This is a genomic window from Xanthobacter pseudotagetidis (assembly GCF_043194795.2).
In the GTDB taxonomy this organism is placed as follows: Bacteria; Pseudomonadota; Alphaproteobacteria; order Rhizobiales; family Xanthobacteraceae; genus Xanthobacter; species Xanthobacter tagetidis_A.
The window spans coordinates 1585000-1611135 of the sequence record NZ_CM195534.1; the positions used below are offsets into that span (position 1 = coordinate 1585000).

General features: G+C 71.4%; 24 protein-coding genes. 14 read left to right on the top strand and 10 right to left on the bottom strand.

The features are described from left to right. Nucleotides 1–21 precede the first annotated feature (21 nt). Nucleotides 22–1089: a carbon-nitrogen hydrolase family protein gene (locus V5F67_RS07245; protein ID WP_394022155.1), complete on the bottom strand. Its 1068-nt coding sequence runs from the start codon at nt 1087–1089 to the stop codon at nt 22–24. Between the two features lie 275 nt (nt 1090–1364). Here V5F67_RS07245 and V5F67_RS07250 point away from each other — a divergent pair, with 275 nt between their 5' ends. The 5 genes from V5F67_RS07250 (at nt 1365) to V5F67_RS07270 (ending at nt 6185) form a co-directional block, all read left to right on the top strand. Beyond that, the gene (locus tag V5F67_RS07250) at nt 1365–2219 is read left to right on the top strand and encodes a branched-chain amino acid ABC transporter permease (protein ID WP_394022154.1); all 855 of its coding nucleotides are present in this window, start codon (nt 1365–1367) and stop codon (nt 2217–2219) included. Then, nucleotides 2216–3229: a branched-chain amino acid ABC transporter permease gene (locus V5F67_RS07255; protein ID WP_394022153.1), complete on the top strand. Its 1014-nt coding sequence runs from the start codon at nt 2216–2218 to the stop codon at nt 3227–3229. Before V5F67_RS07250 ends, V5F67_RS07255 begins: the two co-directional genes overlap by 4 nt. Continuing rightward, on the top strand, nt 3229–3981 hold the full coding sequence (locus V5F67_RS07260; RefSeq protein ID WP_394022152.1) for an ABC transporter ATP-binding protein: 753 nt from the start codon (nt 3229–3231) through the stop codon (nt 3979–3981). The genes V5F67_RS07255 and V5F67_RS07260 overlap by 1 nt, the downstream gene beginning before the upstream one ends. Beyond that, nucleotides 3978–4715 carry an ABC transporter ATP-binding protein gene (locus V5F67_RS07265; protein WP_394022151.1) on the top strand — a complete coding sequence of 246 codons (738 nt, stop codon included), beginning with the start codon at nt 3978–3980 and terminating at the stop codon, nt 4713–4715. The genes V5F67_RS07260 and V5F67_RS07265 overlap by 4 nt, the downstream gene beginning before the upstream one ends. A 141-nt stretch (nt 4716–4856) precedes the next feature. Beyond that, the gene (locus tag V5F67_RS07270) at nt 4857–6185 is read left to right on the top strand and encodes an ABC transporter substrate-binding protein (RefSeq protein ID WP_394022150.1); all 1329 of its coding nucleotides are present in this window, start codon (nt 4857–4859) and stop codon (nt 6183–6185) included. A 170-nt stretch (nt 6186–6355) separates the two neighbouring features. Here the strand turns inward: V5F67_RS07270 and rplS are convergent, their stop codons facing one another. The 3 genes from rplS to rimM all read right to left on the bottom strand — a co-directional run bounded on the left by rplS (nt 6356) and on the right by rimM (nt 8183). After that, on the bottom strand, nt 6356–6769 hold the full coding sequence (gene rplS, locus V5F67_RS07275; protein ID WP_394022149.1) for a 50S ribosomal protein L19: 414 nt from the start codon (nt 6767–6769) through the stop codon (nt 6356–6358). 96 nt (nt 6770–6865) lie between these two features. Then, nucleotides 6866–7597, bottom strand: a complete 732-nt coding sequence (gene trmD / locus V5F67_RS07280; protein WP_394022148.1) for a tRNA (guanosine(37)-N1)-methyltransferase TrmD — start codon at nt 7595–7597, stop codon at nt 6866–6868. A 43-nt stretch (nt 7598–7640) separates the two neighbouring features. Further along, complete coding sequence (gene rimM / locus V5F67_RS07285) at nt 7641–8183, bottom strand: ribosome maturation factor RimM (protein WP_394022147.1); 543 nt, start codon at nt 8181–8183, stop codon at nt 7641–7643. 200 nt (nt 8184–8383) lie between these two features. On the opposite strand from rimM, the gene V5F67_RS07290 reads away from it, so the two are divergent. After that, nucleotides 8384–9835: an FAD-binding oxidoreductase gene (locus V5F67_RS07290; protein ID WP_394022146.1), complete on the top strand. Its 1452-nt coding sequence runs from the start codon at nt 8384–8386 to the stop codon at nt 9833–9835. Nucleotides 9836–10043: 208 nt separating this feature from the next. Here the strand turns inward: V5F67_RS07290 and V5F67_RS07295 are convergent, their stop codons facing one another. From V5F67_RS07295 to V5F67_RS07310, 4 genes are all read right to left on the bottom strand, one after another. Then, on the bottom strand, nt 10044–11312 hold the full coding sequence (locus tag V5F67_RS07295; RefSeq protein WP_394022173.1) for an MFS transporter: 1269 nt from the start codon (nt 11310–11312) through the stop codon (nt 10044–10046). A gap of 150 nt (nt 11313–11462) precedes the next feature. Next, nucleotides 11463–13514, bottom strand: a complete 2052-nt coding sequence (locus tag V5F67_RS07300; RefSeq protein WP_394022145.1) for a SpoIIE family protein phosphatase — start codon at nt 13512–13514, stop codon at nt 11463–11465. Then, nucleotides 13514–14341 (bottom strand): hypothetical protein, encoded by an 828-nt coding sequence (locus tag V5F67_RS07305; protein WP_394022144.1) that lies wholly within the window; start codon nt 14339–14341, stop codon nt 13514–13516. Before V5F67_RS07305 ends, V5F67_RS07300 begins: the two co-directional genes overlap by 1 nt. Beyond that, nucleotides 14331–15077: a hypothetical protein gene (locus V5F67_RS07310; protein ID WP_394022143.1), complete on the bottom strand. Its 747-nt coding sequence runs from the start codon at nt 15075–15077 to the stop codon at nt 14331–14333. The genes V5F67_RS07305 and V5F67_RS07310 overlap by 11 nt, the downstream gene beginning before the upstream one ends. A gap of 166 nt (nt 15078–15243) precedes the next feature. On the opposite strand from V5F67_RS07310, the gene V5F67_RS07315 reads away from it, so the two are divergent. The 6 genes from V5F67_RS07315 (at nt 15244) to V5F67_RS07340 (ending at nt 22738) form a co-directional block, all read left to right on the top strand. Further along, nucleotides 15244–15912, top strand: a complete 669-nt coding sequence (locus tag V5F67_RS07315; RefSeq protein WP_394022142.1) for a hypothetical protein — start codon at nt 15244–15246, stop codon at nt 15910–15912. Continuing rightward, on the top strand, nt 15909–17891 hold the full coding sequence (locus tag V5F67_RS07320) for an MFS transporter (RefSeq protein ID WP_394022141.1): 1983 nt from the start codon (nt 15909–15911) through the stop codon (nt 17889–17891). Before V5F67_RS07315 ends, V5F67_RS07320 begins: the two co-directional genes overlap by 4 nt. 475 nt (nt 17892–18366) lie before the next feature. Then, on the top strand, nt 18367–18729 hold the full coding sequence (locus tag V5F67_RS07325; protein ID WP_394022140.1) for an STAS domain-containing protein: 363 nt from the start codon (nt 18367–18369) through the stop codon (nt 18727–18729). 8 nt (nt 18730–18737) lie between these two features. Further along, nucleotides 18738–19187, top strand: a complete 450-nt coding sequence (locus V5F67_RS07330; RefSeq protein ID WP_394022139.1) for an ATP-binding protein — start codon at nt 18738–18740, stop codon at nt 19185–19187. Between the two features lie 1544 nt (nt 19188–20731). Continuing rightward, entirely contained in the window at nt 20732–22378 is a 1647-nt protein-coding gene (locus tag V5F67_RS07335; protein ID WP_394022099.1) for a Na/Pi symporter, read from the top strand. A 48-nt stretch (nt 22379–22426) separates the two neighbouring features. Further along, nucleotides 22427–22738 (top strand): STAS domain-containing protein, encoded by a 312-nt coding sequence (locus V5F67_RS07340; RefSeq protein ID WP_394022098.1) that lies wholly within the window; start codon nt 22427–22429, stop codon nt 22736–22738. 63 nt (nt 22739–22801) lie between these two features. Here the strand turns inward: V5F67_RS07340 and epmA are convergent, their stop codons facing one another. Continuing rightward, nucleotides 22802–23872 (bottom strand): EF-P lysine aminoacylase EpmA, encoded by a 1071-nt coding sequence (epmA, locus tag V5F67_RS07345; RefSeq protein WP_394022097.1) that lies wholly within the window; start codon nt 23870–23872, stop codon nt 22802–22804. Nucleotides 23873–24005: 133 nt separating this feature from the next. Between epmA and efp the strand changes: the two genes are divergently transcribed. Both efp and V5F67_RS07355 read left to right on the top strand, forming a co-directional pair. After that, nucleotides 24006–24575, top strand: a complete 570-nt coding sequence (gene efp / locus V5F67_RS07350) for an elongation factor P (protein WP_394022096.1) — start codon at nt 24006–24008, stop codon at nt 24573–24575. Nucleotides 24576–24916: 341 nt separating this feature from the next. Further along, entirely contained in the window at nt 24917–25339 is a 423-nt protein-coding gene (locus V5F67_RS07355; RefSeq protein ID WP_394022095.1) for a response regulator, read from the top strand. A gap of 77 nt (nt 25340–25416) precedes the next feature. Here V5F67_RS07355 and grpE read toward each other — a convergent pair whose 3' ends face one another. Beyond that, on the bottom strand, nt 25417–26076 hold the full coding sequence (gene grpE / locus V5F67_RS07360) for a nucleotide exchange factor GrpE (protein ID WP_394022094.1): 660 nt from the start codon (nt 26074–26076) through the stop codon (nt 25417–25419). Nucleotides 26077–26136: the final 60 nt, after the last annotated feature.

Sequence of the window (26136 nt, forward strand, 5' to 3'; positions counted from 1 at the left end):
CTTCGCCGTGCGGGGGCCGCCTCAGAGCGCGCCGTTGGCGCGGGCGAAGAGGCTATCCTCGGCGCCGTCCGCCCCATGGGCCAGCGGAGCGGCCTCGATGTCGGCGGCGTCCTGGGAGAAGTGCGCCGGCTCGCGCGGCGAGCGGTCCACCTCCAGGTGGAACACGTCGAAGCGGTTGTAGTAGCCCACCACGTCGTGAAACTGCTTCGGCTCCACGCAGCGCTGGGTGTCGATGTCGGCGTAGATGATGCCCTCGTGGTCGGCGAGCACGTCGGACACCACCTCGCTGGTGGGGTCGAGCACCAGCGAGATGCCGCGCGGCGAGTTGTCGATGATCTCCAGGCTCGCCCGGTTCACCGAGCCGATGGCCTCGCGCATGGCGGCGTCCACGAAGCCGGAGGCGACGATGTTGAACACCTTGGCCTCGAAGGCGTGGGCGCCGGCGCGGATCTCGATGGCGCGCTTCAGGTCGTAGGCGCCGTCCTCGCTCGGCGGGCGGGTCGGCCAGATCGGCGGGTAGGAGGAGACGTGCACCTGCTCGCCCTGCGCCATCAGAGCGTAGCGGGCGAGCGGATTGGTGTTCTCGCCGCAGATCAGCATGCCGATGCGGCCGATCTCGGTCGGGCTCACGCGCAGGCCGCGCGCGTCGCCGTTCGCCCACACCAGCTTCTCGTAGAAGGTGGGCACGAGCTTGCGGTGGTGGTTCAGGATCGCCCCGTCCGGGCCGATCAGGATGTTGGAGTTCCAGATGCAGCCGACGCTCGCGTCCGTGCCCTCGGTGAAGCCGAGCGAGACGTGCACGCCGTGGCGGCGCGCCGCCATGCGGATGGAGCGGATGGCGGGATCGGAGAGCTTCTGCGCCTCGGCCACCAAGGCGCGGAAGAAGCCGTGATTGTAGATCGGCGCCTGCAGCGCCGCCCACACCGGGAAGCCGGGCAGGAAGGATTCGGGGAACGCGACCAGCGCGGCGCCCGCATGGGCGGCCTCGGCGATGAGGTCGCACGCCTTCTCGGCGGTCTTCTCGGAATCGAGGAACACCGACGAGGTGTGGCAGGCGGCGGCCTTGAAGCGCGGATAGGTGACGGTCATCTTTGGCCCGGTCTTTGGACGGCGCGCAGCGCGCGGTTTCCGCCCATTAGTGAGTGAGCCCGGATGCGCCGAGAACCGCGAATTTCCGCACATCCCCCTGCGCACTTCCCCGCGGCTGCTGCCCAATCGGCAGGCGGGCGCGGATTCTGGTGAAATGGACGGCAAGTGACGCGAATTTGGGCGTGCCTTTTTCGCAAACCCTTTTGCAGATTTTCGCGGTACCGCCGGGCCCATCCGGCGGCAACACTCGATCAACACAACAACCTGCCAGAGCCATGGATATCGTTATCGCACTGACCATCAACGGGCTGATCTGGGGACTGATCGTCGCGCTCATCGCGCTCGGCCTCTCCATCATCTTCGGCCTGCTGGACATCATCAATGTCGCCCATGGCGACTTCTTCATGGTCGGCACCGTGCTCGGCCTCGTCATCGCCGGGACGACGGGCTTCTGGATCGCCCTGGTGCTGGTGCCGCTGCTGGGCTTCGCGCTCGGGCTGGTGATCGAGCGCCTGGTGATCCGCCCGGCCATCAGCTCGGCCTCGCTCACCATCGTCATCACCTTCGGCCTGTCGATGATCCTCCAGGAGGCGGTGCGCATGACCCTCGGCCCGCAGCCGCGCCGCATGCCCGCCCCGGTGGAGGGCACCATCCATTTGTTCGGCATCGACTACGACGTCTACCGCCTGTTCGCGGCGCTGTTCGCGGCGCTCGCCATCGCCGGCTTCTTCGCCTTCCTGTCGCGCACCACGCTCGGCACCTGGATCCGCGCCGTGCGCCACGACCGCGAGACCGCCACCGCGCTCGGCATCCCGGTGACGCTGGTGTGCGCCTTCACCTTCGCGCTCGGCACCGCGCTGGCGCTGCTCGGCGGCGTCATCGCCGCGCCCATCACCACGGTGGACTTCAGGACCGGCATCGACATCCTGCCGGTCTGCTTCATGGCCGTGGTCATCGGCGGCCTCGGCAACCTCAAGGGCACGGTGGCCGCCGCGGTGCTGCTGGCGGTGATGGAGGGCGTCGTCTCCGCCTTCGCCGATCCCACCATGGCGCGCATCTCCTCTCTGGTGGTGATGAGCGTCGTGCTGCTGGCGCGTCCCCACGGCCTGTTCGCGGGGGCGACGCGATGAGGGCCGCCGGCATCGCCCTGGTCGTGGCGCTGGTCGCCGCGCTCGCCAGCCTGCCGCTGGTGCTGCCCGCCTTCGGCCTCACCTTCTGGGTGAACGTGGTGGCCGAGATCCTGATCTGGTCTCTGCTCGCCGCCAGCGTGAACCTGCTGTTCGGCTATGTGGGGCTGCTGTCGTTCGGCCAGGCGCTCTATTTCGGCTTCGGCATGTACGGCACCGCCATCGGCATCTCGATGCTGGGGCTCGGCCTGTGGCCGGCGCTGGCGCTGGGCATTCTCGCCTCCACCGGCATGGCGGCGGTGGCGGGAGCCTTCGCGGTGCGCCTCACCTGGCACTATTTCGCCATCATCACGGTGGTGTTCTCGCTGATCTTCTACTTCGTCGCCATGTCGCAGAAATGGCTCACCGGCGGCGACGACGGCCTGTCCTTCAGCGCGCCGCCGATCCTGGAGGCGGCGGGGCTGATGCTCACCGACCGCACCACGCAATACTACTTCATCTTCCTCGTCTGCCTCGCCTGCTACGCGCTGATGGCGCTGGTGGTGGCGAGCCCGCTCGGCCTGCGCTTCGCCGCCGTGCGGGAGAACGAGAAGCGCGCCCAGCTGATCGGCATCAACGTCTATGCCACGCGCTGGATCGCCTTCGTGCTGGCGGGCTTCATCGCCGGGGTGGGCGGAGCGCTCCTGGCGCTGTTCGGGCGCTACGCCTCGGCTTCCTACATGTTCTATCACGTCTCCGGCGAGGCGGTGGTGTGGGCCATCGTCGGCGGGGCGGGAACGCTGCTCGGCCCGCTGGTGGGCACGGCGCTGCTGATCATCTTCCGCGAGGTGGTCTCCGGCCTGTGGGAGAACTACCTGATGGCGGTGGGCGCCATCACCATCGCGGTGGTGATCTTCGCGCCCAAGGGGCTCGTCGGCTCGCTGACGGCGCTCGCCCGCCGCGGCGAAAGCGAGCAGCGCGAGCACCTGGAGAATCCCGGCATCCCCGTGACCGCCCGCGCGGAGGCCGAGTGATGGAAAACGTGCTCTCCATCCGCGGCCTCACCAAGCGCTTCGGCGGTCTTGCCGCCGTCGACGGCGTCGACCTCGACTTCCCCTATGGGGTGCTCAGCGCCGTGATCGGCCCCAACGGCGCCGGCAAGACGACGCTGTTCAACCTCATCACCGGCATGCTGCCGGCGGACGCGGGCCAGGTGGTGTTCGAGGGCGACGACATCGCCGGCATGAAGCCGCACCAGATCGTCTCGCGCGGCCTCTCGCGCACGCTGCAGATCAAGAGCGTGTTCACCGGCCTCACCGTCGCCGACAATCTCCGCGTCGCGGTGATGGCGCACGAGAAGATCGCCAGCCCCTTCCGCCCGGCGCTCGGCTTCGCCGGCGTCAATCGGCGCGTCGAGGAGCTGCTGGCCGAGACCGGCCTCGCCCGGCTCGCCAAGCGCGTCGCCGGCACGCTCTCCTACGGCGACGTGGCGCTGCTGGAGATCGCGCTCGCGCTCGCCAACAAGCCCAGGCTCCTGCTGCTGGACGAGCCCATCTGCGGCATGAGCCCGGCCGAGACCGAGACCACGGTCGCCCGCATCGTCGCGCTCGCGAAGACGACGCAGATCATCCTGATCGAGCACGACATGGAGGTGGTGTTCGCCATCGCCGAGCGCATCACCGTGATGGCGGCGGGCCGCGTGCTCGCGCGCGGCACGCCGAAGGAGATCGCCGCCAACAGCGACGTGCAGGACGCCTATCTCGGCGCGCCGGAGGACGCAGCATGAACGCCCCGCTCGCCCATCCCGTGGTCGGCAGCACCGTGCTCGACGTGAAGGGCCTTCAGGCCTCCATCGGCCGCGTGCCGGTGCTGCGCGGGGTCGACCTCAATGTCGGCGCCGGCGAGACCGTGGCGCTGCTTGGGCGCAACGGCGTCGGCAAGACCTCGACCCTCCGCGCCATCCTCGGCCTTCTCGCGCGGCGCGGCGGCTCGGTGGCGTTCCAGGGCGCCGACATCGGCCGCCTGCCGGCCTACAGGCTGTCCGGCCTCGGCATCGGCTACGTGCCCCAGGGGCGCGGCATCTTCCCGGTGCTGACCGTGGAGGAGAACCTGTTCCTCGGCCTCAGGTCGGCGCCCGATCCCGAACTGGTGGAGGACATCTACACACGGTTCCCGCGCCTCGCCGAGCGGCGCTTCCAGGCGGCGGGCACGCTCTCGGGCGGCGAGCAGCAGATCCTCGCCATCGGCCGCTGCCTGATGCGCAAGCCGAGCCTGATCCTGCTCGACGAGCCCACCGAGGGCATCATGCCGAAGCTCGTCGCCGAGATAAGGCGCGAGATCGCGGCCATCGCCAGGCGCGGCGTCGCCGTGCTGCTGGTGGAGCAGAACGTGCGCACGGCGCTCGCGCTCGCCTCGCGCATCTATCTCATGGAGCGCGGGCAGGTGGTGCACGAGGCCACCAGCCAGGAGCTCACCACCGATCCCTCGACGATCCACCGCTATCTCGGCGTGGCGCTCTAGAGCACGCGCCGATCAGCCTGCACCGCAGGCTGATCGGACCACGCGTTCTCCATCAATAGTTTAGAGGGCGATTCACCGATCAAATTGCTTCAATTTGATCGGATCGCGCTCTGAGCGGATCCAATAACCGGAGTGGACCAGATGACCGACGGCAAGGCGAAGTTTCCCGAACTCTCCGCGTCCCCCGCGCCCGAGGCGTCCGGCCTCTCGCGGCGCAGCTTCCTCGGCCATGCGCTCGCCGGCGGCGTCGCCGCGGGCACCTCCTATCTCGGCCTGACGAAGGACCTCTACGCGCAGGCCGGCGGGCCGATCTATATCGGCAACCACTGCGAGCTCACCGGCGGCTTCTCCTCGTGGGGCTACTGGCACGACAAGGCGGCGAAGGCGGCCGTCAAGCTCGTGAACGAGGGTGGCGGCATCGCCGGCCGCAAGGTGGAGCTGCTCACCGAGGACACCGAATCCAACCCGGCGGTGGGCGCGCGCAAGCTGCGCGCGCTGATCGAGCGCGGCGGCGCGAACTTCGTGGTCGGCTCGGTGCATTCGGGCGTGATGCTGGCCTCCATCCCGGTCGCGACCGAGCTGAAGACGGTCTATTTCTCCGCCGGCGAGGCCACCGAGGCCACCGGCTCCAAGGGCACGCGCTACTCGTTCCGCACCGGCACCGACACCTACGGCCTCGCCGCCGCCGGCGCGCCGTGGGCGTTCGAGAATCTGGGCAAGACCTGGACCATCATCTCGCCCGATTATGCCTGGGGCCACAGCCACTACCAGGAGCACAAGGCGGTGATCGAGAAGCTGGGCGGCAAGGTCCACCCGCCGATCTTCGTGCCGCTCGACGCCAAGGACCTGGTGCCCTACCTCGCCAAGATCCCGCAGGACACGGAGGTGCTGTTCTCGGTGTTCTTCGGCGCCCAGTCGGTGGCCTTTTACACCCAGGCCAAGTCCATGGGCCTGGAGAAGACCATGCGCATGTACTCCATCTGCGGCACCATGGAGGCGATCGCCCCGGCCGATCTTCAGGGCGCGGGCGAGGGGGTCTACCTGGTCGAGAACTTCCCGCGCATGCTGAAGTTCAAGAACGACGAATTCCACAAGAAGCACAACGAGGTGATGGAGATCGACGACGTCGACGCGCGCGAGAAGACCTCCTCGCGGGTGATGGCCAAGAGCCACGCCTGGCAGTCATGGGAGAACGTGTTCGCGCTCAAGGAGGCGATCGAGAAGAGCGGCTGGAAGACCAAGAAGGACGACCTCCTGGTCATCGAGGCGCTGGAGGGCCTGGAGATGGCCAACTCGCTCGGCCATCCGCAGGGCGCCAAGCTCCTGCGCAAGGAGGACCACTCCGGCATCATCGACTGCTACATCTCGCGCGTCACCGACAACAAGCTCGAGGTGCAGAAGAAGGTGACGCGCGAGGAGCTGGGCAAGATGATGCCGCCGCGCGTCGACCTCTCCAAGATGCCGGCCTGAGCGCCGAACGCCCGCATCACCCGGGGTGCGCCGGCGGGTCGCGGCGCGCAGGGGCGCACGCGGAGGAGGCGCATCAGGGCACAAAAAAGCCGCCGGCGTCAGCCGGCGGCGTTTTGTTTTGACCCGAAGGATCTTTGACCCGAAGGATCTCGGCCCGGAAGGGGCGCCGGTCACTCGGCGGCGGCGGGGGCCTTCGCCTTCTTGCCCTTGGCGGCGTCCGCGCGGGTGTCCTGGCGCTCGGCGATGCGGGCCGACTTGCCGCGGCGGTCGCGCAGGTAATAGAGCTTGGCGCGGCGCACCTTGCCCCGGCGGACCACCTTGATGCTGTCGATCAGCGGCGAGTAGACCGGGAACACGCGCTCCACGCCCTCGCCATAGGAAATCTTGCGGACCGTGAAGCTCTCGTTGAGCCCGCCGCCCGAGCGCGCGATCACCACGCCCTCATAGGCCTGCACGCGGGTGCGGTCGCCTTCGACCACCTTCACGTTCACGATCACGGTGTCACCCGGTTGGAACTCCGGAATGGCACGCTTCTCGGCGAGCCGGGTCGCCTGCTCTTGCTCGAGCGTCTCGATGATGTTCATGTCGCCAACCTCTAGCGGCCCTGGGCAAGCCCCGGCGCCACGTCGTGTCGTTTTAAGTTAAGGGACGCGGCTTCATATCGGAGAAAGGGGCGCCTGTCATTCCCTTTCCGTCGCCTGTTTGTCACAGGGCGGGGAGGGCTCCAGCAGGTCCGGCCGGCGCGCGCGCGTCGCCGCCTCGGCCTCGGCGCGGCGCCAGCGGGCGATGCGGGCGTGGTCGCCCGAGGTCAGCACCTGCGGGATGGTCAGCCCCTCGAAGTCCTGCGGCCGGGTGTACTGGGGGTATTCCAGCAATCCGGCGGAGAAGCTCTCGTCCTCGCCGCTCTCGGCCTTGCCCATGACGCCGGGAATGAGGCGCACGCAGGCGTCGAGCAGCAGCAGCGCCGCCGCCTCGCCGCCCGAGAGCACCACGTCGCCGACGCACACCTCCTCCAGGCCGCGCGCGGCGACGATGCGCTCGTCGACGCCCTCGAACCGGCCGCAGACGATCACCGCGCCCGGCCCCGCCGCGAGGTCGCGCACCCGCGCTTGCGTGAGCGGGCGGCCGCGCGGGGTCATGAGCAGGCGCGGGCGGGGATCGCCGGCGGGAGAGACCGCGTCGATGGCGCGGGCGAGCACGTCGGCGCGCATCACCATGCCGGGGCCGCCGCCGGCGGGGGTGTCGTCCACCGAGCGGTGCCGGTCGCGGGCGAAGTCGCGGATCTGCGCCGCCTCCAGCGCCCACAGCCCGGCGCCGAGCGCGCGTCCCGCCAGCGCGTGGCCGAGCGGCCCGGGGAACATCTCGGGATAGAGCGTCAGCACGCTGGCGCGGAAGGGTGGGGCGGCGGTCATGGCAGTGTGATGGGCGCGGGCGGCGGCGGCGTCAAACGGAAGGTCAGGCGCCGTCGTCCGGGGCGCCGTCCTCGTCCCCGCCCGCGGGCAGGAAGGCGGGATCGACCACGACCCGCCGCGCCGTCACGTCCACCGCTGGCACGGCCGCCTTGGTGAAGGGCACCATCGCCGTCTTGCCGCCGGCCGCGGGGGCGAATTCGAGGATGTCGCCGGCGCCGAAATCGTGCAGCGCCACCACCGTGCCGAGCGCGTTGCCGTCGGGGTCGGTGACCGGCAGGCCGATGAGATCCGCGTGGTAGAAGGTATCCTCGTCCTCTGCCGGCGGGAGGCGGTCGCGCGCCACATAGAGCTCGGTCTGGGTCAGGGCCTCGGCGGCGGTGCGGTCGTCGACGCCGGCGAGGCGGGCGACGAAATGGTCCTTGCCGGGCCGGAGCGAGACGATGCGGAAGCTGCGCCGGCCCGCTTTGTCGGTGAGCGGCTGATAGTCGAGCACCGCCATGGGGTCCTGCGTGAACGGGAACAGGCGCACCTCGCCCCTCACCCCGTGGGGGGCGCCGATGCGGGCGACGAGGATGCGGTCGGTCATGGGCGGCCTTTCACGGCGCGGCCCCGCGCGCCGGGCCGCCCTCATAGCCTTGCCGCGCGCGGAAGGGAAGGCGAGGGGCGCGAGCGGCGGGGCGCCGGACCCTCCCCCACAAGGGGAGAAGGGCCGTTGCGGGAAGGGGAGGGGCGCTGCGGCACAGCTGGCGCTTGCCGGGCGCGAGGCGGTGGGGCAGTGTCCCGGCCATGTCGAGCCATTCGCCCCAGCCCATCGTCCTCGACCCGGACAAGGTCGAGCGCGTCCTCGGCCGCATCGCCGCGCGCATCGGCGCGCGCCATGTCCTGCGCGCGGCGGGCGATCTCGCGCCCCACCTCGTGGAGGGGCGCGGCCTGTTCCAGGGCGCGACGCCCGCCGTGCTGCGGCCCGGCAGCGCCGAGGAGGTGGCGCTCGTCGTCGCCGAATGCGCGGCCGCGGGCCTGCCGTTCGTGCCGCAGGGCGGCAATACCGGCCTCGTGGGCGGGCAGGTGCCGTTCGGCGCGCTGCTGATCTCGCTCTCGCGCCTCGACCGCATCCGCGACCTCGACCCCACCGACCTCACGGTGACCGCCGAGGCCGGCGTCACCCTCGCCAAGGTGCAGGAGGCGGCGCGCGAGCACGGCTGCCTGTTCCCGCTCTCCATCGCCGCGGAGGGCTCGTGCCAGATCGGCGGCAACCTCTCCACCAATGCCGGCGGCACCGCGGTGCTGCGCTACGGCAACATGCGCGAGCTGGCGCTGGGCCTCGAAGTGGTGCTGCCGGACGGGCGGCTGTGGAACGGCCTCTCGCGCCTGCGCAAGGACAATACCGGCTACGACCTCAAGGACCTGTTCATCGGCGCCGAGGGCACGCTCGGCATCATCACCGCCGCCGTGCTGCGCCTGTTCCCGGCGCCGCGCCAGCGCGCCACGGCGCTGGTGGGCCTGGAGAGCCCCCACGCCGCGCTCGCGCTGTTCCGCCGCCTGCGCGCGGTGGCGGGCGACGCGCTGACCGGCTTCGAGATCATGCCGCGCTTCGGCCTGGAGACGGTGCTGAAGCACATGCCGGGCACGGTGCGCGCGCTCCAGGGCGACCATGCCTTCTACGTGCTGGCCGAGCTCACCTCCACGCGCCACGAGGACGACCTTGCCGCCATGGTGCTCGCCGTGCTCGCCGACGCCTTCGAGGCGGCCGAGGTCGAGGACGCGGTGATCGCGGCGAGCGAGGCCCAGGCGGCGGCGCTGTGGCGTCTGCGCGAGGACCTGTCCGACGCGCAGAAGTTCGAGGGCGGCTCCATCAAGCACGACGTGTCGGTGCCGGTGTCGAAGGTGGCGGACTTCATCGTCGAGGCGACGCGCCGCTGCGAGGCGCACATGCCGGGCCTCAGGGTCTGCGCCTTCGGCCACATGGGCGACGGCAACGTGCACTTCAACCTGAGCCAGCCGGTCGGCATGGACAAGGCGGCCTTCATCGACACCTGGGAGGACTTCAACCGCATCGTCCACGATCTGGTGGCGTCGCTCTCCGGCTCGATCTCCGCCGAGCACGGCATCGGCCTCCTGAAGAAGGAGGAGCTGACCCTCTACAAGGACAAGGTGGCGCTGGAGCTGATGGCGGCGGTGAAGGCGGCGCTCGACCCCAAGGGCCTCGCCAATCCCGGCAAGGTGCTGCTCGGGCGGTAGCGGAGGCTCCCGTCCGGCCCAGGCTTCCGTTTCCGTCATGGCCGGGCTTGTCCCGGCCATCCACGCCTTGCGGCGTGGCGCAGAGATCCGGAAGGTGATGCAGGCGGCACGGCGTGGATGCCCGGCACAGGGCGGGGCATGACGGCGTTGGGGCGCCGGACGGCTTGCGCCAACCCTGCCGGCGCGGCGCTCCCGGCGCAATTCTTGCTCAGCGCTCCGGCGCCTCGATGGTCAGCGGGTCGGGCTCGGCGGGCCGGGGCAGCGGGACCGCGTCGGGCCGCCGGCGCACGGCGAACGCGGTGAGCACGGCGACGGCGAGCGCCAGCGCGCCGACGGTCAGCACCAGCGAGGGCCGGTGGTGGTCGAGGGCGAGGCCGAAGAAGATGGGCGCCACCAGCGCGCCGATGTCGTAGCCCGAATAGACCACGCCGAACACCTTGCCCGTGGCGCCGGCCGGCGCGGCGCTGCGCACCAGCACGTCGCGCGAGGGCGTGGTGAGGCCGAGGCACACGCCCGCCACGGCGATCAGCGCCACCGTCACCGCCGGCGCCGCGGTGAGCCAGGCCGCGATCAGCCCGAACACGGCACCGACCGCGAGGCCGCCCATGGCGATCACGTGGTGGGCGCTGGTGCGGTCGGCCACCACGCCGCCGGCGGCGACGCCCGCGGCATTGCCGAGCTGGTAGAGCGCGGCGGCGAGCGTCGCGAGCGCGAGGCTCGCGCCATAGCCCTGCTGGAGCGCCGGGATGGAGAAGCTCTGGAACGCGGACAGCGACACCGCGGTGAGCACGAAATAGAGGAACGCCATCAGCACCACCGGCATGGCGAGCACCTGGAGGAAGCTCGGCGCGCGCAGGGCGCCGGCTTGGCCGCCGGCGTGATGCGCCTGCGGCTCCACCTTCAGGGCCGAGCGCCAGGCGATGAGGCCGAGGCCGAACACCACCACGAGGCCGCCCATGGCCAGCAGCGCCGTGCGCCAGCCGTAGGTGGTGCCGAGGGCGGCGGAGGCGAGCGGGGAGGCGGCGAAGCCGAGATTGCCGGCGATGACGTGGGCGGCGAAGGCGCGTCCGAGCCGCACATGGGCGACCCGGTGGCTGAGGATCGACAGGTCCGCCGGGTGATAGACGGAATTGCCGAGGCCGGCGAGGGCGGCGAGCGGCAGCAGCGCCTCGTAGCGCGGCGCAAGGCCCATGGCGGCGGTGGCGGTGCCCTGGAGGATCATGCCGCACAAAAGCAGCCGGTCGGCGCCGAAGCGGTCGACGAGGATGCCGGCCACCACCTGGCCGACGCCCGAGAACAGATAGAAGACGGACAGGACGAGGCCGAGCTCGGTGAAGGACACGCCGAGGTCGTCGCGCATGAGGATGAAGAGGGGCGCGACGGCGAGCTGGAGAAAGTGGCTCGAGAAATGGGCGATGCCCACCGCGCCGATGGTCGACGTCTCGCTGGCCGGCCATTCGGCCGCGCGCAATTCCATGGACACGACTCTTCCTCCCGTCCGGTGGCCGGCTTTGCGCCGGGGCCGGTGCGGCTCGCGCCGTCCGGCCGGATCTTTCCCCTCTTCCGGTTCTTCCGTCGGGCAAGGTTGGCCCCTCGCCTCGAACGGTCCTCTACCGCGGACGGTCCCTCACCGTGGCCGTCTCGGTCCCTGCCCGCCCGAATAGCGCAGGGTCAGGCAGGTGATGTCGTCCGCCTGGGGCGCGCCGCGCTCGAACACGTGCACGGAGGCCAGCACGCGCTCGGACAGGTCGTGCACCGACCAGTCGCTCGCCCCGCTCTTCAATAGCGTCTCCAGACGCTCCTCGCCATAGGGCTGCTCGTCGATGTCGAACGCCTCGTTCACGCCGTCGGTATAGAGGAACAGCGTGTCGCCCGGCGCGAGCTGCAGCTCGCCTTCCGCGAACACGAAGCCTTCCAGCACCGCCACCGCCATGCCCCGGGTGCTCGGCACGGTCGTCACCTCGCCCGCCCGGGTGATATGGTAGGGCAGGTTGTGGCCGGCATTGACGTAGCTCAACCGGCCGGTGGTGAGGTCGAGCACGCCGTAGAACAGCGTCACGAACAGCATCTGCTCGTTCTCGGCGGCGAGCAGGTCGTTGAGCCGGCGGATGCTGGAGGCGGGCGAGCGCTCGAACAGCGCCGTGGACCGCAGCAGCGTGCGCGAGATGGCCATGAACAGCGCCGCCGGCACGCCCTTGCCCGAGACGTCCGCCACCACGAAGCCGAGCGTGGTCTCGTCGATCATGAAATAGTCGTAGAAGTCGCCGCCCACCTCGCGCGCCGGCGTCATCTGCCCGTGCACGGCGACCCGGGCGTCGGGCGGGAATTCCTTGGGCAGGATGGCGAGCTGCACCTGGCGGGCGATCTCCAGCTCCTGCTGCAGGCCGGCGAGCTTGGTCTTGGTGACCAGGGCCTCGCGCAGCTCCACCACCATGGACGACAGGCGCGTGTGCTGCTCGACGATGCGGCGCGAGAGGTCGTGCAGCACCCGCGCGACGCGCTTGAGCTCGTCCTCCTCCGCCACCTCGGCCCCGCGCGCCAGCAGCGCCAGCACCTCCTCGCGGTCGGTGGGGTCGATGGCGTCCGCGAGCGCTTTCAGCTCGGTGGAGATGAGCGCCTCCTGGCGGCGGCGCACCCGGTCGCGCTGGCGCCGCGCCTCGGCGAGCGCCTGGACGTTGCCGCGCAGCGCCACCACCGCCGTGGCGATGCGGCCGATCTCGTCGCGGCCGGCGTGGTCCACGGTGACGGAGGTATCGCCGCGCGCCAGCGCCTGCAGCACGTCGATGGCGGATTCCAGCGGGCGGAAGGAGTACCACAGGAACATGTTGAGCCCGATCACGCCCAGCAGCACGAGGCCGATCGCGCCGGCGATGGCGGCGCTGCGGATCAGGCTCGTGGCCTCGAGCGTGGCGGTGGCGTCGACGAAGCTCACCAGCGCGCCGAGCGCGGAACCCGACAGGTCCTGGACCGGGATGCCGGTGACGGCATAGGTCTTCTCGCCCACCGTGACCTGCTCGGCGAACGCGCGGCGCGGCGTGAAGCTGAGGTCGGCGCGCTCCCAGAGGGCCGGGTCGGTGCTGGCCGCCACCCGGCCGCGCAGGGTGACCAGCGTGGTCTCGGCATTGATGCCGCGGGCGAACCGCTCCATGCCAAGGCCGGCATTGCGGCCGAGCACCAGCACGGCGAGGCCCTTGCCGGCGAGGGTCACGGTGCGGGTGGCGAGCACGACGATCTGCCGCGCCGCGACCTGGCGCATCCCGCCCAGCGCCTCGCCGCGCAGGGCGCGGTCCAGGCTGCCGGCGTCCAGCACCGAGCGCGCGCCGGCGCCGCTGCCGCTGTAGATCACCTCCCGGTCGGCGCCCACGACCTCGAAATAGGTGTCGTCGTCCTCCACGTCGACGCCGGCATCCTTGAGCGCGGTGCCGATGCCCGCGCGGTCGGCGAAGCCGAGCGTGAGGCGGAAGGAGGGCGAGGCGTCCACCCGGTCGAGCACCCGGCCGAGGCTCGCCACCTGGAAGGCGATGATCTCGCGCCAGAGCACGGTCTGGCCGGCGATGGCGAGCTCGCCTTCGCGGTCCTGGGCGACGCGGTCGCGGAGCACGGTGGCGCTCCACATGGCGAGCATCAGCGCCACGAAGCCGGCGGCGACGATGAGCGTGATGCGGGTGCGCAGCAGCATCAGGAGCTCCGTGCCTTGTCGGCCGCCGGCCGCGCCACGACCTCCCGCCGGATGCGCTCCACGTCCGGCCGCAGCGCGCCGTCGAAGTCCACCGCGAGCAGCTCCTCGGCATAGGCCTCGAGCGCGGCGCGGCGCTCGCTGACGCGGCGGTTGCCCTGGATCAGCGCGCTCAGGGCGCGGCCGACGGCGCCGCGGCCCAGGCGGCCGGTCCGCCGGTGGTCGAGCGGCGCCGGGTCGAAATCCTCCTGCGCCGTGCGCGCGAGGCCGGCGGCGACGCGGGCCATGTCGGCGTCGAGGTGGGAGCCGGCGAGAACCGCCGCGAGGATCGCGAACGCCAGCGCGGTCACGAGCACCGCCAGCATGGAGCGCAGCCGGAACCGCTCGGAGGAGGAGATGAGCGCCGCCGGATTGGTGCTCACCTCCACCGCCGCCACCTGGAGGCCGTCCACGGTCACCGGCGCGCTGGTCTGGTCGGTGCCGGGCTCGTCGCCCACGGCGCTGCGGATCTCGCGCCCGTCGGGCCCGCGCAGCACGATCTGGGCGATGCCGGGCGTGCCGGCGAGCGTGTCGGCGAGATAGGCGTCGACGCCGGGGATGAGCTTCAGCGGCACGTTGAAGCGGGCGGCGCGCTCGAACTGCTGGGCGAGGGTGCGGGCGACCGAGGTGCCGATCACCAGCGCGTCGCGCCGGGCGCTGTCCTCCACCCGTGCCCGGAAGCCGTTGGTCAGCAGCAGGCTGGCGCCGCCGCCCACCACCAGGGTGATGAAGAACACGAACAGCCCGGTCAGGAGGCGCGCCCGTCCGGGACGCAGAGGCTCAGCCCGCATCGTCGAGCGCTCCGAGCTGCTGCAGGCCGCGGTCGATGCGTGCCTCGGCGGCGGTCCAGCCGGCGCGCGCCTGGCCGGCGAGGCGCGCCAGGTCGCCGTCGTCGGGGCCGGCGACCTCGATGCCGCCGAGGATCTGCGCCACGCGGTCGAACGGACGGGTGATCAGATAGGCGAACACCAGCGCCGCCCCCGCCGCCAGCAGCGCTGCGATGAAAGCCAGCGGCGCCGCCCGCAGGATCAGGTCGACGGCGAGGCGGTCGATGCGGTTGAGGTGCGATTCGTCCGAGACCGTGACGGCGATGCCGCCGGCGACGCCGAGGTCGTTCTCGAAATGGCTGCCGAACACGGTCTCGCCGCGCTCCGTCGTCTGCCAGATGCCGGGGACCGAGAGCCGGCGCACCCAGTCGCCGGCGACCGTCTCGCCGGCGACGCTGACATCGGTGGAATAGACCGCCCGTCCGGAGGGGTTGAACACCTCGATGGCGAGGATCGAGGGGTCGCCGGCCTTCTCGCGCTCGATGCGGTTCTGCAGGGTGGCGATCTGGTCGAGCGAGAGGCCGATGGACAGGCTTGCTTCCGCGTTCTGCTTGATGGCCGCGAGCAGGTTGGCGACGCGGGCGCGCTCGATCTCCTGGCTCACGCGCTCGCTCGCCCCGAAGGCGATGACGGCGGTGGCGACAACGGCAGCCACCACCGAGGCCGCCAGAAGCAGCGCGAGTCGGCTAACAAAAGTCATGGGCGAAGCTTCGACAATGGGACGGGGCGGACGTTACCCGCGCCGTCTCCTTCAAACCAGACCAAATTGCCGTTTCGGGCAAAAATCGCCCTTTTCCTTCGGCGCGCTTTTCACGGCGCGGATTGCCTGACATTGTGGCGCCTCTCCCGCTCCAACGGTCGACACCATGACGCGGACCACATTGTGGCTCATCGCCCTGTTCGCCCTGATCGCCGCCGCGTGCGTCGCCTTCGGCGCCTATTTCTCCTACGTCACCCTGCTCAACGCCCATCGCAGCGCCATCGAGGCGCGCTTCGCCATCACCGCGGACCGCCTCGCCGCGACCGGAGAGCGGGCCAGCTCGCTGGGCATCGCCCTGCCGGCGCAGACCACCTTCGCCGGGCTGCTGCGCCGGGAGGCGGAGCTGGAGCCGTCGATCGCCTCCATCGACGTGGTGGACGAGCGCGGCGTGGTGCTGTTCAGCAGCGACCCGGGACGCGTCGGGCGCGCCGATCCCAAGGTCCGCCACGCGGTGTCGCGGCGAATCACCAGCGACATCGGCACCACCATCGGCGAGGTCGAGCTGCGCTACGATCCCACGGCGCTCGCCGCCGGCTCCGCCGCCCTCGCCGACGACCTCACGGTGATCGCCATTCCCACCCTCGCCGTGGCGTGCCTCGCCACCATCCTCGTCGGCCTGCTCCTGGCCTTGGGCCTGCGCCGCTCGGCGCTGCGGGCGGCCGAGCCCGCCTCCTGGCCGCCGGCGGCGCGCAGCGCGTTCGACACCGTCACCGAGGTCCATGCCCGCGCCGCGGCCGGCGGCGCCGGCTCCCTGACGCCGGAGACGCGGCCATGATCGGGTTCCGTGCCGGCATCTCCATCGCCATCGCCCTGGTGCTGTGCGTCGCCCTGGCGGTGATCGGCTGGGGCGCGCGCAGCGCCGCCGAGCGCACCATCGTCCCGGAGATCCTCGCCAAGGCCGAATCGGTGGGGCGCTCCGCCGCAAGCCTCATCGAGGTGGCCCACGGCGCCGGCATCCCCCTGGAGCGGATGGTGGGCGTGCGCGCCTATTTCGCCGACCTGCGCAAGGCCAACCGGGAGTTCGTCCTCATCCGCCTGAGCGCGCCGGACGGGCGCGAGCTCGCCCGCGCGGGGGATGCGGCCGGCATGGCGGACGCGCCGGTGGTCCACACCGCCGTGACCACCCGCGCCGGCGTGCCGATCGCCGACATCGCCGTCACCGTCGATCCCGGCGTCATCTCCCAGGAGGTCGGCGGGGTGCTGATCGACGTCGCCTTCATCGGCATCGTCTCGCTCCTGATCGCGCTGGAGCTGGTGGCGCTGGTCATCGGCACCAGCGGCATCGCCGCGCTGGCGGCGCTGGAGGAGCGGCTCCGCGCCCTCGCCAAGGGACGCCTCGCGCTGCACGAGACCGGCACCGAGAGCCGGGCGCGCGACCTCGTCGCCCCCATCGACCAGCAGATGAGCCGGCTTGCCGAGCGCCACGCCGCGGCCCGCGCCGCCGCCGAGCGCGCGGGGGATGCGGAGGCGCTCGCCCAGCTCGAGCAGATCTCCCGCCGCACCGGCCTCGGCGCGGTGACGACGCCGGAATGCCAGGCCGCCGTCGCGGTGCGCCCGGCGCTGTTCCTCTTCATGCTGGCCGAGGAGCTGACGCGCCCGTTCCTGCCGCGCTTCGCCCAGGCCCTGGCGCCGGCGGGCGGCGGCATCGGTCCCGACATGGCGGCCAGCCTGCCCATCGTCGCCTTCATGGCGGTGGTGGCGCTGTGCCAGATCCCGTTCGCGGCGCTGTCCGAGCGCATGGGCCGCCGGCCCGGCTTCCTCATCGGCGCGCTGCTCGCCGCTTCCGGCTACGCGCTGTCCGCCTCCACCGGCGACTACATGATGTTCCTCGCCGCCCGGGTGACGACGGCGGTAGGCTACGCGCTGGTCTTCGTCTCGGCCCAGGGCCATGTGGTCGACCATTCGGTGGGCAACGCGCGCACCACGGCGCTCGCCGTGTTCGTGCGCGCCATCATGGTGGCGAGCCTGTGCGGACCGCCCATCGGCGGCGTCGTCGCCGATCGTCTCGGGCCCCAGGCGGCCTTCCTGCTCGCCGCCGGCCTCGCCATCGTCGCGCTGGGCGTCGCCGCCCTCACGCTGCCCGCGGTGCGGCAGGCCGCGAAGGGCGCGGGCCTCGCCTGGAGCGACCTGAGGGACGCCGCGCGGGCGCCGCGCCTGATGGCGCTGCTGGTGGGCTGCGCCTTCCCGGCCAAGCTGCTGCTCGCCGCCCTGTGCTTCCTCCTGGTGCCGCTCCAGCTGCAGGCGCTGGGCTATTCGTCTGCCGCCATCGGCCGGTTCCAGATGATCTATCCCCTCCTGATGGTCATGCTGGTGCCGGTGTTCGCGGCGATGGCGGACCACACGTCGGCGCGGGCCAGCTTCGTGGTTCTGGGCGGCGTGGTGGCAGGGGCGGGGGCGCTGGCGCTGCCGTTCTATCCCGGCGTGCCGACGATCGCGCTGGCGCTGGTGATGCTGGGCATCGGCCAGTCCATGTCCATCGCCTCGCAGTCGGCGCTGGTGGCCGACAGCGCCTCGGCCACCGGCGGCCGCTCGGCCGGCGTGCTCGGCCTGTTCCGCCTGGTGGAGCGCTCCGGCAACGCCGCCGGGCCGGCGGCGGCGGGCGCCCTCCTGGCGAGCCTCGGCTTCGCCCTCGCCGGCGCCCTGCTGGGCGCCGTGGTGGTGGCGGGCGCGGCGATGTATGCGCTCGCCGGCCGCGGCACCCTGCGCGGGACCGCCACCCACGGCGCCTCCGCCAGCGAGGGCAATGCGCTCTAGGCGCGATCGACATTCGGTGGCGGTGGGCCGGCATGGCCGTTCACGGCGGCAGCCGCAGGATTCCTCATCCGCCCGCGGTCATGCCCGGCCTTGTGCCGGGCATCCACGCCGAGCCAATTGCGCCGTGCTTCCGAATGTCGGCGCCATGCCGCCGGGCGTGGATGGCCGGGATAAGCCCGGCCATGACGGGCTTCCCGGACCACGGCGCATTCGCAAGCCCATCACGCAGTAAACGCCCGGAAGAAGGGCTTCGCCACTGAACGGCGATCCGCCGGAGGGTCCGCGCCGATCGGCTTGCGTTGCAAGCCGATCGGATAACGCGTTCTCTATCTCTAAATTCGGGGGCGATTCACCGATCAAATTGATTCAATTTGATCGGATCGCGCTCTAGAGTGTGGCCGGGTTCGGCACGGGGGCGCGGCCGGGCCCGCCGCGGATGCACTTTCACCTTCCGCTCCGGGAGATCGATGCGGTTATGAAGATCGAGACGACCGAGCTTGGTAAGCAGGTGACGCTCGCGGCCCTCGCCGGGCGGCTGGACATCGCCGGCGCCGGGGCCGTGGAGGCCCCGTTCGCGGCGGCCGCGCGCGAGACCCATGTGATGGTGGTGGACCTTTCCGGCGTCACCTTCCTCGCCTCCATCGGCATCCGCCTGCTGCTGGCCAACGCCAAGGCGCTCACGCGCCGCAGCGGGCACATGATCCTGTTCGGCTGCGATCCGCAGGTGGAAAAGGTGCTGCGCTCGACCGGTGTCGACCAGCTCATCGCCATCGTGGCGACGCGGGAGGAGGCGGTGGGCCGGGCCGGCACCCTCGTTCCCGGCGGTGGGCCGGTCTAAGTCCCGAAATGATCCCCCTTCCGGCAGCCGGCACCCTGCTTTCTGAGCTGCGGATCGGCGCGAGCATCGACGAGATCGCGCGGGCGACCTCCTGGCTCGGCGCGCTCGCCGAGGCCGGGGACTGGCCGCAATCGGTGCGCTTCGGCCTGGAGCTCAGCCTCGAGGAGGCGCTCACCAACGTCGTCTCCTACGGCTTCGCCGGGGTGGACCATGCGCCCGACATCCGCATCGAATGCTGGCGCACGCCGCAGGGGCGGATCGCCGTGCGCATCCGCGACAACGGTGTCGCCTTCGACCCGACGCAGATCGCCGAGCCCGAGGTCCCCGCGTCCATCGAGGAGGCGAAGATCGGCGGGCATGGCGTGCAGCTGATGCGCAATTTCCTGGAGAGCCTCTCCTACGAGCGCGCGGGCGGCGAGAACCGCCTGACCCTGGTGGGCAAGGCGGACGAGGGCTAGGGCGGCTTTGTGGCCCAGCACGCGCCGTCTTCGTGACGCCGGCCTCCCGCGCGCCGGCGCATCCATGCAACCGCTCCCGGCCGAAGGATGGGCGGCAGCCGGGGAACCCCCACCGCCGTCATGCTCCGGCCTGACCGGGGCATCCACGTCCTCGCGGTGACACGCCCGGCCGGCCATGGGCCCTCCGGTCAAGCCGGAGGGCGACGGCGGGATGGCGGAAGCGGATTGGCGGAAGCGGGACGGTGGAAGCGGGCGGGCCGGGCGGCACCCGGGGGACCCCCACCGCCGTCATGCTCCGGCTTGACCGGAGCATCCACGTCCTCGCGGTGACACGCCCGGCCGGCCATGGGCCCTCCGGTCGAGCCGGAGGGCGACGGCGGGATGGCGGAAGCGGGACGGTGGAAAGCGGGACGGCGGAAGTGGATTGGCGGAAGCGGGAGGGCGGAAGCGGGAGGGCCGGGCGGCACCCGGGGAACCCCCGCCGCCGTCATGCTCCGGCTTGACCGGAGCATCCACGTCCTCGCGGTGACACGCCCGGCAGGCCATGGGCCCTCCGGTCAAGCCGGAGGGCGACGGCGGGATGGCGGAAAGAGGGACGGCGGAAGCGGATTGGCGGAAGCGGGACGGTGGAAGCCGGAGGGCGGAAGCGGGAGGGCCGGGCGGCACCCGGGGAACCCCCACCGCCGTCATGCTCCGGCTTGACCGGAGCATCCACGTCCTCGCGGTGACACGCCCGGCCGGCCATGGGCCCTCCGGTCGAGCCGGAGGGCGACGGCGGGATGGCGGAAGCGGGACGGTGGAAAGCGGGACGGCGGAAGTGGATTGGCGGAAGCGGGACGGTGGAAGCGGGAGGGCAGGGCGGGACGCAGAGAACCCCCACCGCCGTCATGCTCCGGCTTGATCGGAGCATCCATGTCCTCGCGGTGACACGCCCGGCCGGCGATGGGCCCTCCGGTCAAGCCGGAGGGCGACGGCGGGACGGCGGAAGCGGAATGGCGGAAAGCGGGAGGGCGGAGGCGGATTGGTGGAAGCGGGGCGGTGGAAGCGGGGCGGTGGAAGCGGGAGGGCAGGGCGGCACGCAGAGAACCCCCGCCGCCGTCATGCTCCGGCTTGACCGGAGCATCCATGTCCTCGCGGTGACACGCCCGGCCGGCGATGGGCCCTCCGGTCAAGCCGGAGGGCGACGGCGGGACGGCGGAAGCGGAATGGCGGAAAGCGGGAGGGCGGAGGCGGATTGGCGGAAGCGGGAGGGCGGAAGCGGGAGGGCCGGGCGGCACCCGGGGGACCCTCACCGCCGTCATGCTCCGGCTTGACCGGAGCATCCATCGCTGGCCTGCGGCAATGCGCCTGCAAGGGGGCGTGGCGCTTCGGTCACGCGGACGGCAACAGAGCGGCGCTGCGTATGGCAAGGATATAAAATGCAACAAAATCATATTGTTACAGTGTAGTCGTAACGTCACGAAATTTTCACATACTGCGCGGCCTCCGCCTGCCGCGCACGGCGGGTGGATTGCAGGTGGGTGCGGACGACGGGAGGCCCTTGGATGGCGGTGGTTCTGGCGGAGATCCTGGCGGGGCTCGGCCTTCTCTTCTTCGGGCTGAAGACCATGTCCAGCCACCTCCAGAGCGCCACCGGCCGGCGGGTGCGCGCGCTCCTGCGCTCGGCCACGCGCTCGCCGTTCGTCGGCCTCGTCAGCGGCATCGCCGCCGGCGCCGCCACCCAGTCCTCGAACGCGGTGGCGCTGATCTGCGGCAACCTGGTGCGCGGCGGCGTGTTCACCACCCGCGACGCCATCCCGGTGGTGGCGGGCGGCAATGTGGGCACGGCGGCCCTGGTGTTCGTCGCCGCCTTCGACTTCCGCCTGGTGGTGTTCTACCTGCTGGCGCTGGTGGGCTTCGGCTTCCACTTCAAGCTCGACCGCAGGCCCGCCTGGAAGGAATGGCTCTGGGTCGCGCTCGGCCTCACCCTGGCGCTGCTCGGCCTCGACTTCATCAAGCAGGGTCCGCGCGACCTCGACGTGGCGCTGATCTCGCAGGCGCTGGACGCGGGCCTCTCGCCGGGGATGGGGTTCGCGATCGGCATGGCCGCGGCGGCGCTGTGCCAGTCCTCCTCCACGCCCACCATCCTGGTCCTGGCGCTGATGCAGGCGCGCCTGCTCGGCCTGGAGGACGCCTTCTTCATCGTCCTCGGCGCCAATCTCGGCTCGGGCCTGGCGACGCTGGTCTCGTCGGGCGAGCTGGAAGGCACCGGGCGGCAGCTCTGCTATGTCCACATCCTGGTGAAGGCGATCGGCTGCGCGGTGCTGCTCGCCGCCTGGATCGCGGTGGCGCTGGCGGGCGGCGATCCCGAGGCGGCGCTGGCGGCGGCGGGCGGCAGCGGCGGCGCGCAGGCGGCGATCTCGATGCTGTTCCTGGCGCTCCAGCTGGCGGGCGCGGTGACGGTCGCGCTGGCGCGCGGCCTCACGGAGAGGATCGCCGTGCGCTTCAGCCCGCCGTCGATGGAGGACGACGCCTCGCGCCCGCGCTACATCCACCGGCGCGCGGCGGAGGAGCCGGCGACCGCGCTCGACCTCTCCGAGCGCGAGAGCATGCGGCTCATCAAGCTCCTGCCCAACCTCCTTCCGGACCTCGACCGCGGCGGCGCCGACTTCAGCACCCAGGAGCGCAACGCCTTCTGGAAGGGCTCCACCGCCATCGTGCAGGCCGTGGACCACTTCCTGGTGGACGTGATCCGCGCCGGCGCGACCCGCGAGAGCCTCGACATCGCGCTCCGGCAGCAGGCGCGGCTCGAGACCGTCCGCGCCCTGGTGGACACGCTGCACGACTTCTCCGGCGTGGTGGGCGAGTTCGAGACCGTGCCGCCGCTCGCCTTCAACCTCTCCGAATCGCTGCGGGTCATCGTCCTGTCGCTGGCCGAGGCCACCGACGGCGGCACCGGCGACGACTTCGACCTGCTGATCGGGCTGACCGCCGACCGCTCCGAGATGCTCGACCGCATCCGCCGGGCGCTCGCAGCCTCGGAGGCGGGCGGGGAGGCGGATTCGCGCCGCCTCATGCACGCCACCAGCCTGTTCGAGCGCGCCGTCTGGCTGGTGCGGCGCGTGGCGGTGGCGTTGCGCCCCCCACCGATTGAGGATAGAGCACAGGACGGTGACCCCGCGCGGCAGGAGGCTCCGGAAGGCGTGGCCTGACCTTCCGCCGGCCGCGTGCCGGGACGGTCCCGACGCTGCGGAGCGCTCATGACGTCCATGCACATTGACCGCGAACAGTCGGGCAGCGACGTGCTGCTCAAGGTGGTGGGGCGTCTCGACACCCCGAACGCGAAGCCGTTCGAGGCGAGCCTCATGGAGGTGGTGACGCAGACCACCGGCGGCATCGTCATCAATCTCGCCGGGGTGGACTACGTTTCCTCGTCCGGCCTGCGGGCGCTGCTGGTGGCCGGCAAGGCCATGCGCACCGGCAAGCGCAAGCTGGCGCTGACCTCGCTGCAGCCGCAGATCCGCGAGGTGTTCGACATCTCCGGCTTCTCGTCCCTGTTCGAGATCACCTGAGCGGGACCGCCGGGACCGGACCTCGCGGGACTCGGCGGGATTTGGCGGGATCAGGCGCCGATCTCAGGGCCGGACCACCGGGACGAACAGCACGTCCTCGATGCGCCGCGCGCCGGTCGCCAGCATGGCGAGGCGGTCGAAGCCCAGCGCGCAGCCGCTCGCCGGCGGCATGAAGGACAACGCGGCGATCAGCTCCTCGTCGATGGGATAGCGCGCGCCATAGAGCCGTTCCTTCTCGTCCATGTCGCGCGCGAACCGTTGGCGCTGCTCGATCGGGTCGGTGAGCTCGCCGAACGCGTTGGCGAGCTCCAGGCCGCAGGCATAGAGCTCGAACCGCTCGGAAAAGCGCGGGTCGGCGGGCTTGGCGCGGGCGAGCGCCGCCTCGCTCACGGGATAGTCGCACAACAGCGTCGCCCGGCCGATGCCGAGCGCCGGCTCGATCCGCTCCACCAGCACCCGCGAGAAGATATCGCTCCAGCCATCGTCAGGCGCCGTGCGGATGCCGGCGCGCGCGGCCGCCGCCGAGAAGGCCGGGGCGTCCGGCTCCGCGCCGGGGGGCGGCAGCACGGCTGCGAGGTCCATTCCCGCATGCCGTTCAAAGGCTTCCGCCACGGTCAGGCGCTCGGGCTCCGCGAACGGGTCGCAGGCGTGGCCGCGATAGGCGAACCTGCGCGCCCCGCCGGCTTCCGCCGCCAGCGCCAGGAGGCGGGCGCAGTCGGTCATCAGCGCGGTATAGGGCTCATCAACCCGATACCATTCGACCATGGTGAACTCGGGATGGTGCGCCATGCCACGTTCGCGGTTTCGAAATACCCGCGCGAACTCGACGATCCGCGTCTCTCCCGCCGCCAGAAGCTTCTTGGCGCTGAATTCCGGCGAGGTGCGCAGATAGAGGCGGGCCTGCGCCCCATCCGGCGCCACGAGGTCGGTGGCGAAGGCGTGCAGATGGGTCTCGTTGCCCGGCGAGCGCTGGAGGATGGGCGTCTCCACCTCCAGGAACCCCCAGTCCGCGAACGCCTGCCGCAGCCGCGCCATCAGGCGCGCGCGGGCGAGCAGGAAGGGCCGGCGGTCCTCATAGGCGCGCCGGTCCCACCAGGGACTCGGCAGCGGGCCGGGGGAGGGAGGCGTGGTCATCGCTCGCGGCAGGTCCCTGGCAGGCGCTCCGGGCGCGAAATGCGCGCGGAGGCTGGCGCTCGGCGCCATTATGGGTTAGGTGCGCGCCAACGCTCAGACGCGGCGCCGCCGCACAGTTCGAGGAAGACGATACGTGGTCAAGGTCATCGCCAGCTCCCTGCGCAAGGGCAATGTGGTCGACATCGACGACAAGCTCTACGTGGTGCTCACCGCCGAGAACATCCATCCCGGCAAGGGCACGCCCGTCACGCAGCTCGACATGCGCCGGATTTCCGACGGCGTGAAGATCTCCGAGCGCTACCGCACCACCGAGCAGGTGGAGCGCGCCTTCGTGGAGGACCGCCCGCACACCTTCCTCTACGAGGATTCCGACGGCTACACCTTCATGAACCCCGAGACCTTCGACCAGGTCACGGTGCCGAAGGACGTGATGGGCGACCAGTCGGTCTATCTCCAGGAAGGCATGGAATGCATGCTCTCCACCCATAACGGCGTGCCGATCGCCATCGAGCTGCCGGCGCGCGTGACGCTCGAGATCGTCGACACCGAGCCGACCGTGAAGGGGCAGACCGCCTCCTCGTCCTACAAGCCGGCCATGCTGTCCAACGGCGTGCGCACCATGGTGCCGCCGCACGTCTCCGCCGGCACACGCGTGGTCATCATGACCGCCGATGCGTCCTACGTGGAGCGCGCCAAGGACTGATCGACGCCGGCGCGGCGCCCGGCGGGGACGGCTGCTGCCCGGCCGGTCGTGTCTTGACGCCACGCGCTTGGCTGGCCTGCCGGGGTCGCAAGGCAGACCCGCTCCGGGAGCGGTCTGCCTTCCCCCGCCGGCCTCGCGTCGGCGGCGCGCCTTGCCGCCCGAGCGGCTTATTTTCAAGCGTTTGCAATAGCTTGATCCAGAGGCCGGTGGTTGGCGTCGCCGCCCGGTGGGGCATGGGCCGCGAGGATGGCAATACGCCGCGCCTGGGTGGGCCACGGAACTTTCCGCCCGACGGGCCGTTGGTCGCGAAAATGCAGGGACCAACCAAGGCGTATGTAAAGATGAAGTTTTCTGGAAAGCGGGTGCTCGTCGTCGAGGACGAGTTCCTGGTGGCCCTGGGCCTCGAGGACAATCTCAGGGCGCTGGGCTGCACCGTGGTCGGACCCGTGGCGAGCCTTTCCGCCGCAATGGTGGCCGCGGCGCACGAAGCGGTGGATGCCGCCATCCTCGACGTCAATCTCGCCGGAGAGGCCGTGTTTCCAGCCGCCGCCATCCTTTTGGACCGCGGCGTCCCGTTCATGTTCTGCTCGGGCTATTCGGGCTCCGGCCGGCTGCCGGAGAAGTTCGCGGACGCGCCGCGGGTGCCGAAGCCCTATACCAGCAAGGCCATCGCGACGACGCTCGCGGAGCTCATGGGGGCGGATGACGACGACGAGGGACAAGGCGGCGCGCGCGGCGGCTTCGAGACCGCCGGCTATCCCTGAAGGATGGGCCCCCACCCGGCTGCCGCCCCATGGTGAAGCCGGGACGACAAGGGGCGCCGCTGGCGCCCCTTTCGCGTTCAGCCGCCGGTTGCCGTGTCGGGCTTCGCGGCGTCGGACTTGACGGCCTCCGGCTTGGGTCCGCCGCGGGCGACGCCGACCATGGCCGGGCGCAGCACCCGCTCGCCGATGGTGTAGCCGGCCTGGACCACCTGGACCACGGTGCCCGACGGCACGCTCGGGTCCGGCACCTCGAACATGGCCTGATGCAGGTTGGGGTCGAAGCGCTCGCCGCGCGGCTCGATCTTGCGGATGCCGTGCTTTTCCAGCGCCTTGTGGAAGCCGCGCTCGGTCAGCTCCAGGCCTTCAAGCAGCGCCTTCAGGGACCCCTCGGCCTCGTCCTTCACCTTGTCGTCCACGGCCGCAAGCGCGCGGGCGAGGTCGTCGGCGACGTTGAGCATGTCGCGCGCGAACGCGGCGACGCCGTAGGCCTTGGCGTCGGCCACCTCCTTGTCGGCGCGGCGGCGGACATTCTCCGCCTCGGCGAACGCGCGCAGGAACTTGTCCTTCAGGTTGGCGATCTCGCCCTCGAGCCGCGCGCGCTCGGCGGCGGCATCGGCGCCGATCTGGGCGTCGGCGGCCGCCAGGGCCTCGGCCTCGGCGTTGGCTTCGGCCTTGGCGGTGGAGCTGGGATCGGCCGCGCCCTCGCCGGTCTCGGGCGCGCGCATCTGCTCGCTCATCCGGTCTTCCTCTTTCTCAAGCGATCTCGCCCGCGAGGGGCGGCATGTTCCCCGCGCATA

What these genes read in the sequence shown, in the direction of transcription:
- V5F67_RS07310 (WP_394022143.1), bottom strand. Translation starts at nt 15,077, where the DNA reads ATGACTTTTGTTAGCCGACTCGCGCTGCTTCTGGCGGCCTCGGTGGTG.
- V5F67_RS07355 (WP_394022095.1), top strand. Translation starts at nt 24,917, where the DNA reads ATGAAGTTTTCTGGAAAGCGGGTGCTCGTCGTCGAGGACGAGTTCCTG.
- rplS (WP_394022149.1), bottom strand. Translation starts at nt 6,769, where the DNA reads ATGAACATCATCGAGACGCTCGAGCAAGAGCAGGCGACCCGGCTCGCC.
- grpE (WP_394022094.1), bottom strand. Translation starts at nt 26,076, where the DNA reads ATGAGCGAGCAGATGCGCGCGCCCGAGACCGGCGAGGGCGCGGCCGAT.
- V5F67_RS07270 (WP_394022150.1), top strand. Translation starts at nt 4,857, where the DNA reads ATGACCGACGGCAAGGCGAAGTTTCCCGAACTCTCCGCGTCCCCCGCG.
- V5F67_RS07290 (WP_394022146.1), top strand. Translation starts at nt 8,384, where the DNA reads ATGTCGAGCCATTCGCCCCAGCCCATCGTCCTCGACCCGGACAAGGTC.
- V5F67_RS07295 (WP_394022173.1), bottom strand. Translation starts at nt 11,312, where the DNA reads ATGGAATTGCGCGCGGCCGAATGGCCGGCCAGCGAGACGTCGACCATC.
- V5F67_RS07315 (WP_394022142.1), top strand. Translation starts at nt 15,244, where the DNA reads ATGACGCGGACCACATTGTGGCTCATCGCCCTGTTCGCCCTGATCGCC.
- V5F67_RS07245 (WP_394022155.1), bottom strand. Translation starts at nt 1,089, where the DNA reads ATGACCGTCACCTATCCGCGCTTCAAGGCCGCCGCCTGCCACACCTCG.
- V5F67_RS07250 (WP_394022154.1), top strand. Translation starts at nt 1,365, where the DNA reads ATGGATATCGTTATCGCACTGACCATCAACGGGCTGATCTGGGGACTG.
- epmA (WP_394022097.1), bottom strand. Translation starts at nt 23,872, where the DNA reads ATGACCACGCCTCCCTCCCCCGGCCCGCTGCCGAGTCCCTGGTGGGAC.
- V5F67_RS07300 (WP_394022145.1), bottom strand. Translation starts at nt 13,514, where the DNA reads ATGCTGCTGCGCACCCGCATCACGCTCATCGTCGCCGCCGGCTTCGTG.
- V5F67_RS07265 (WP_394022151.1), top strand. Translation starts at nt 3,978, where the DNA reads ATGAACGCCCCGCTCGCCCATCCCGTGGTCGGCAGCACCGTGCTCGAC.
- V5F67_RS07320 (WP_394022141.1), top strand. Translation starts at nt 15,909, where the DNA reads ATGATCGGGTTCCGTGCCGGCATCTCCATCGCCATCGCCCTGGTGCTG.
- V5F67_RS07340 (WP_394022098.1), top strand. Translation starts at nt 22,427, where the DNA reads ATGACGTCCATGCACATTGACCGCGAACAGTCGGGCAGCGACGTGCTG.
- V5F67_RS07260 (WP_394022152.1), top strand. Translation starts at nt 3,229, where the DNA reads ATGGAAAACGTGCTCTCCATCCGCGGCCTCACCAAGCGCTTCGGCGGT.
- V5F67_RS07255 (WP_394022153.1), top strand. Translation starts at nt 2,216, where the DNA reads ATGAGGGCCGCCGGCATCGCCCTGGTCGTGGCGCTGGTCGCCGCGCTC.
- V5F67_RS07305 (WP_394022144.1), bottom strand. Translation starts at nt 14,341, where the DNA reads ATGCGGGCTGAGCCTCTGCGTCCCGGACGGGCGCGCCTCCTGACCGGG.
- rimM (WP_394022147.1), bottom strand. Translation starts at nt 8,183, where the DNA reads ATGACCGACCGCATCCTCGTCGCCCGCATCGGCGCCCCCCACGGGGTG.
- V5F67_RS07330 (WP_394022139.1), top strand. Translation starts at nt 18,738, where the DNA reads ATGATCCCCCTTCCGGCAGCCGGCACCCTGCTTTCTGAGCTGCGGATC.
- trmD (WP_394022148.1), bottom strand. Translation starts at nt 7,597, where the DNA reads ATGACCGCCGCCCCACCCTTCCGCGCCAGCGTGCTGACGCTCTATCCC.
- V5F67_RS07325 (WP_394022140.1), top strand. Translation starts at nt 18,367, where the DNA reads ATGAAGATCGAGACGACCGAGCTTGGTAAGCAGGTGACGCTCGCGGCC.
- V5F67_RS07335 (WP_394022099.1), top strand. Translation starts at nt 20,732, where the DNA reads ATGGCGGTGGTTCTGGCGGAGATCCTGGCGGGGCTCGGCCTTCTCTTC.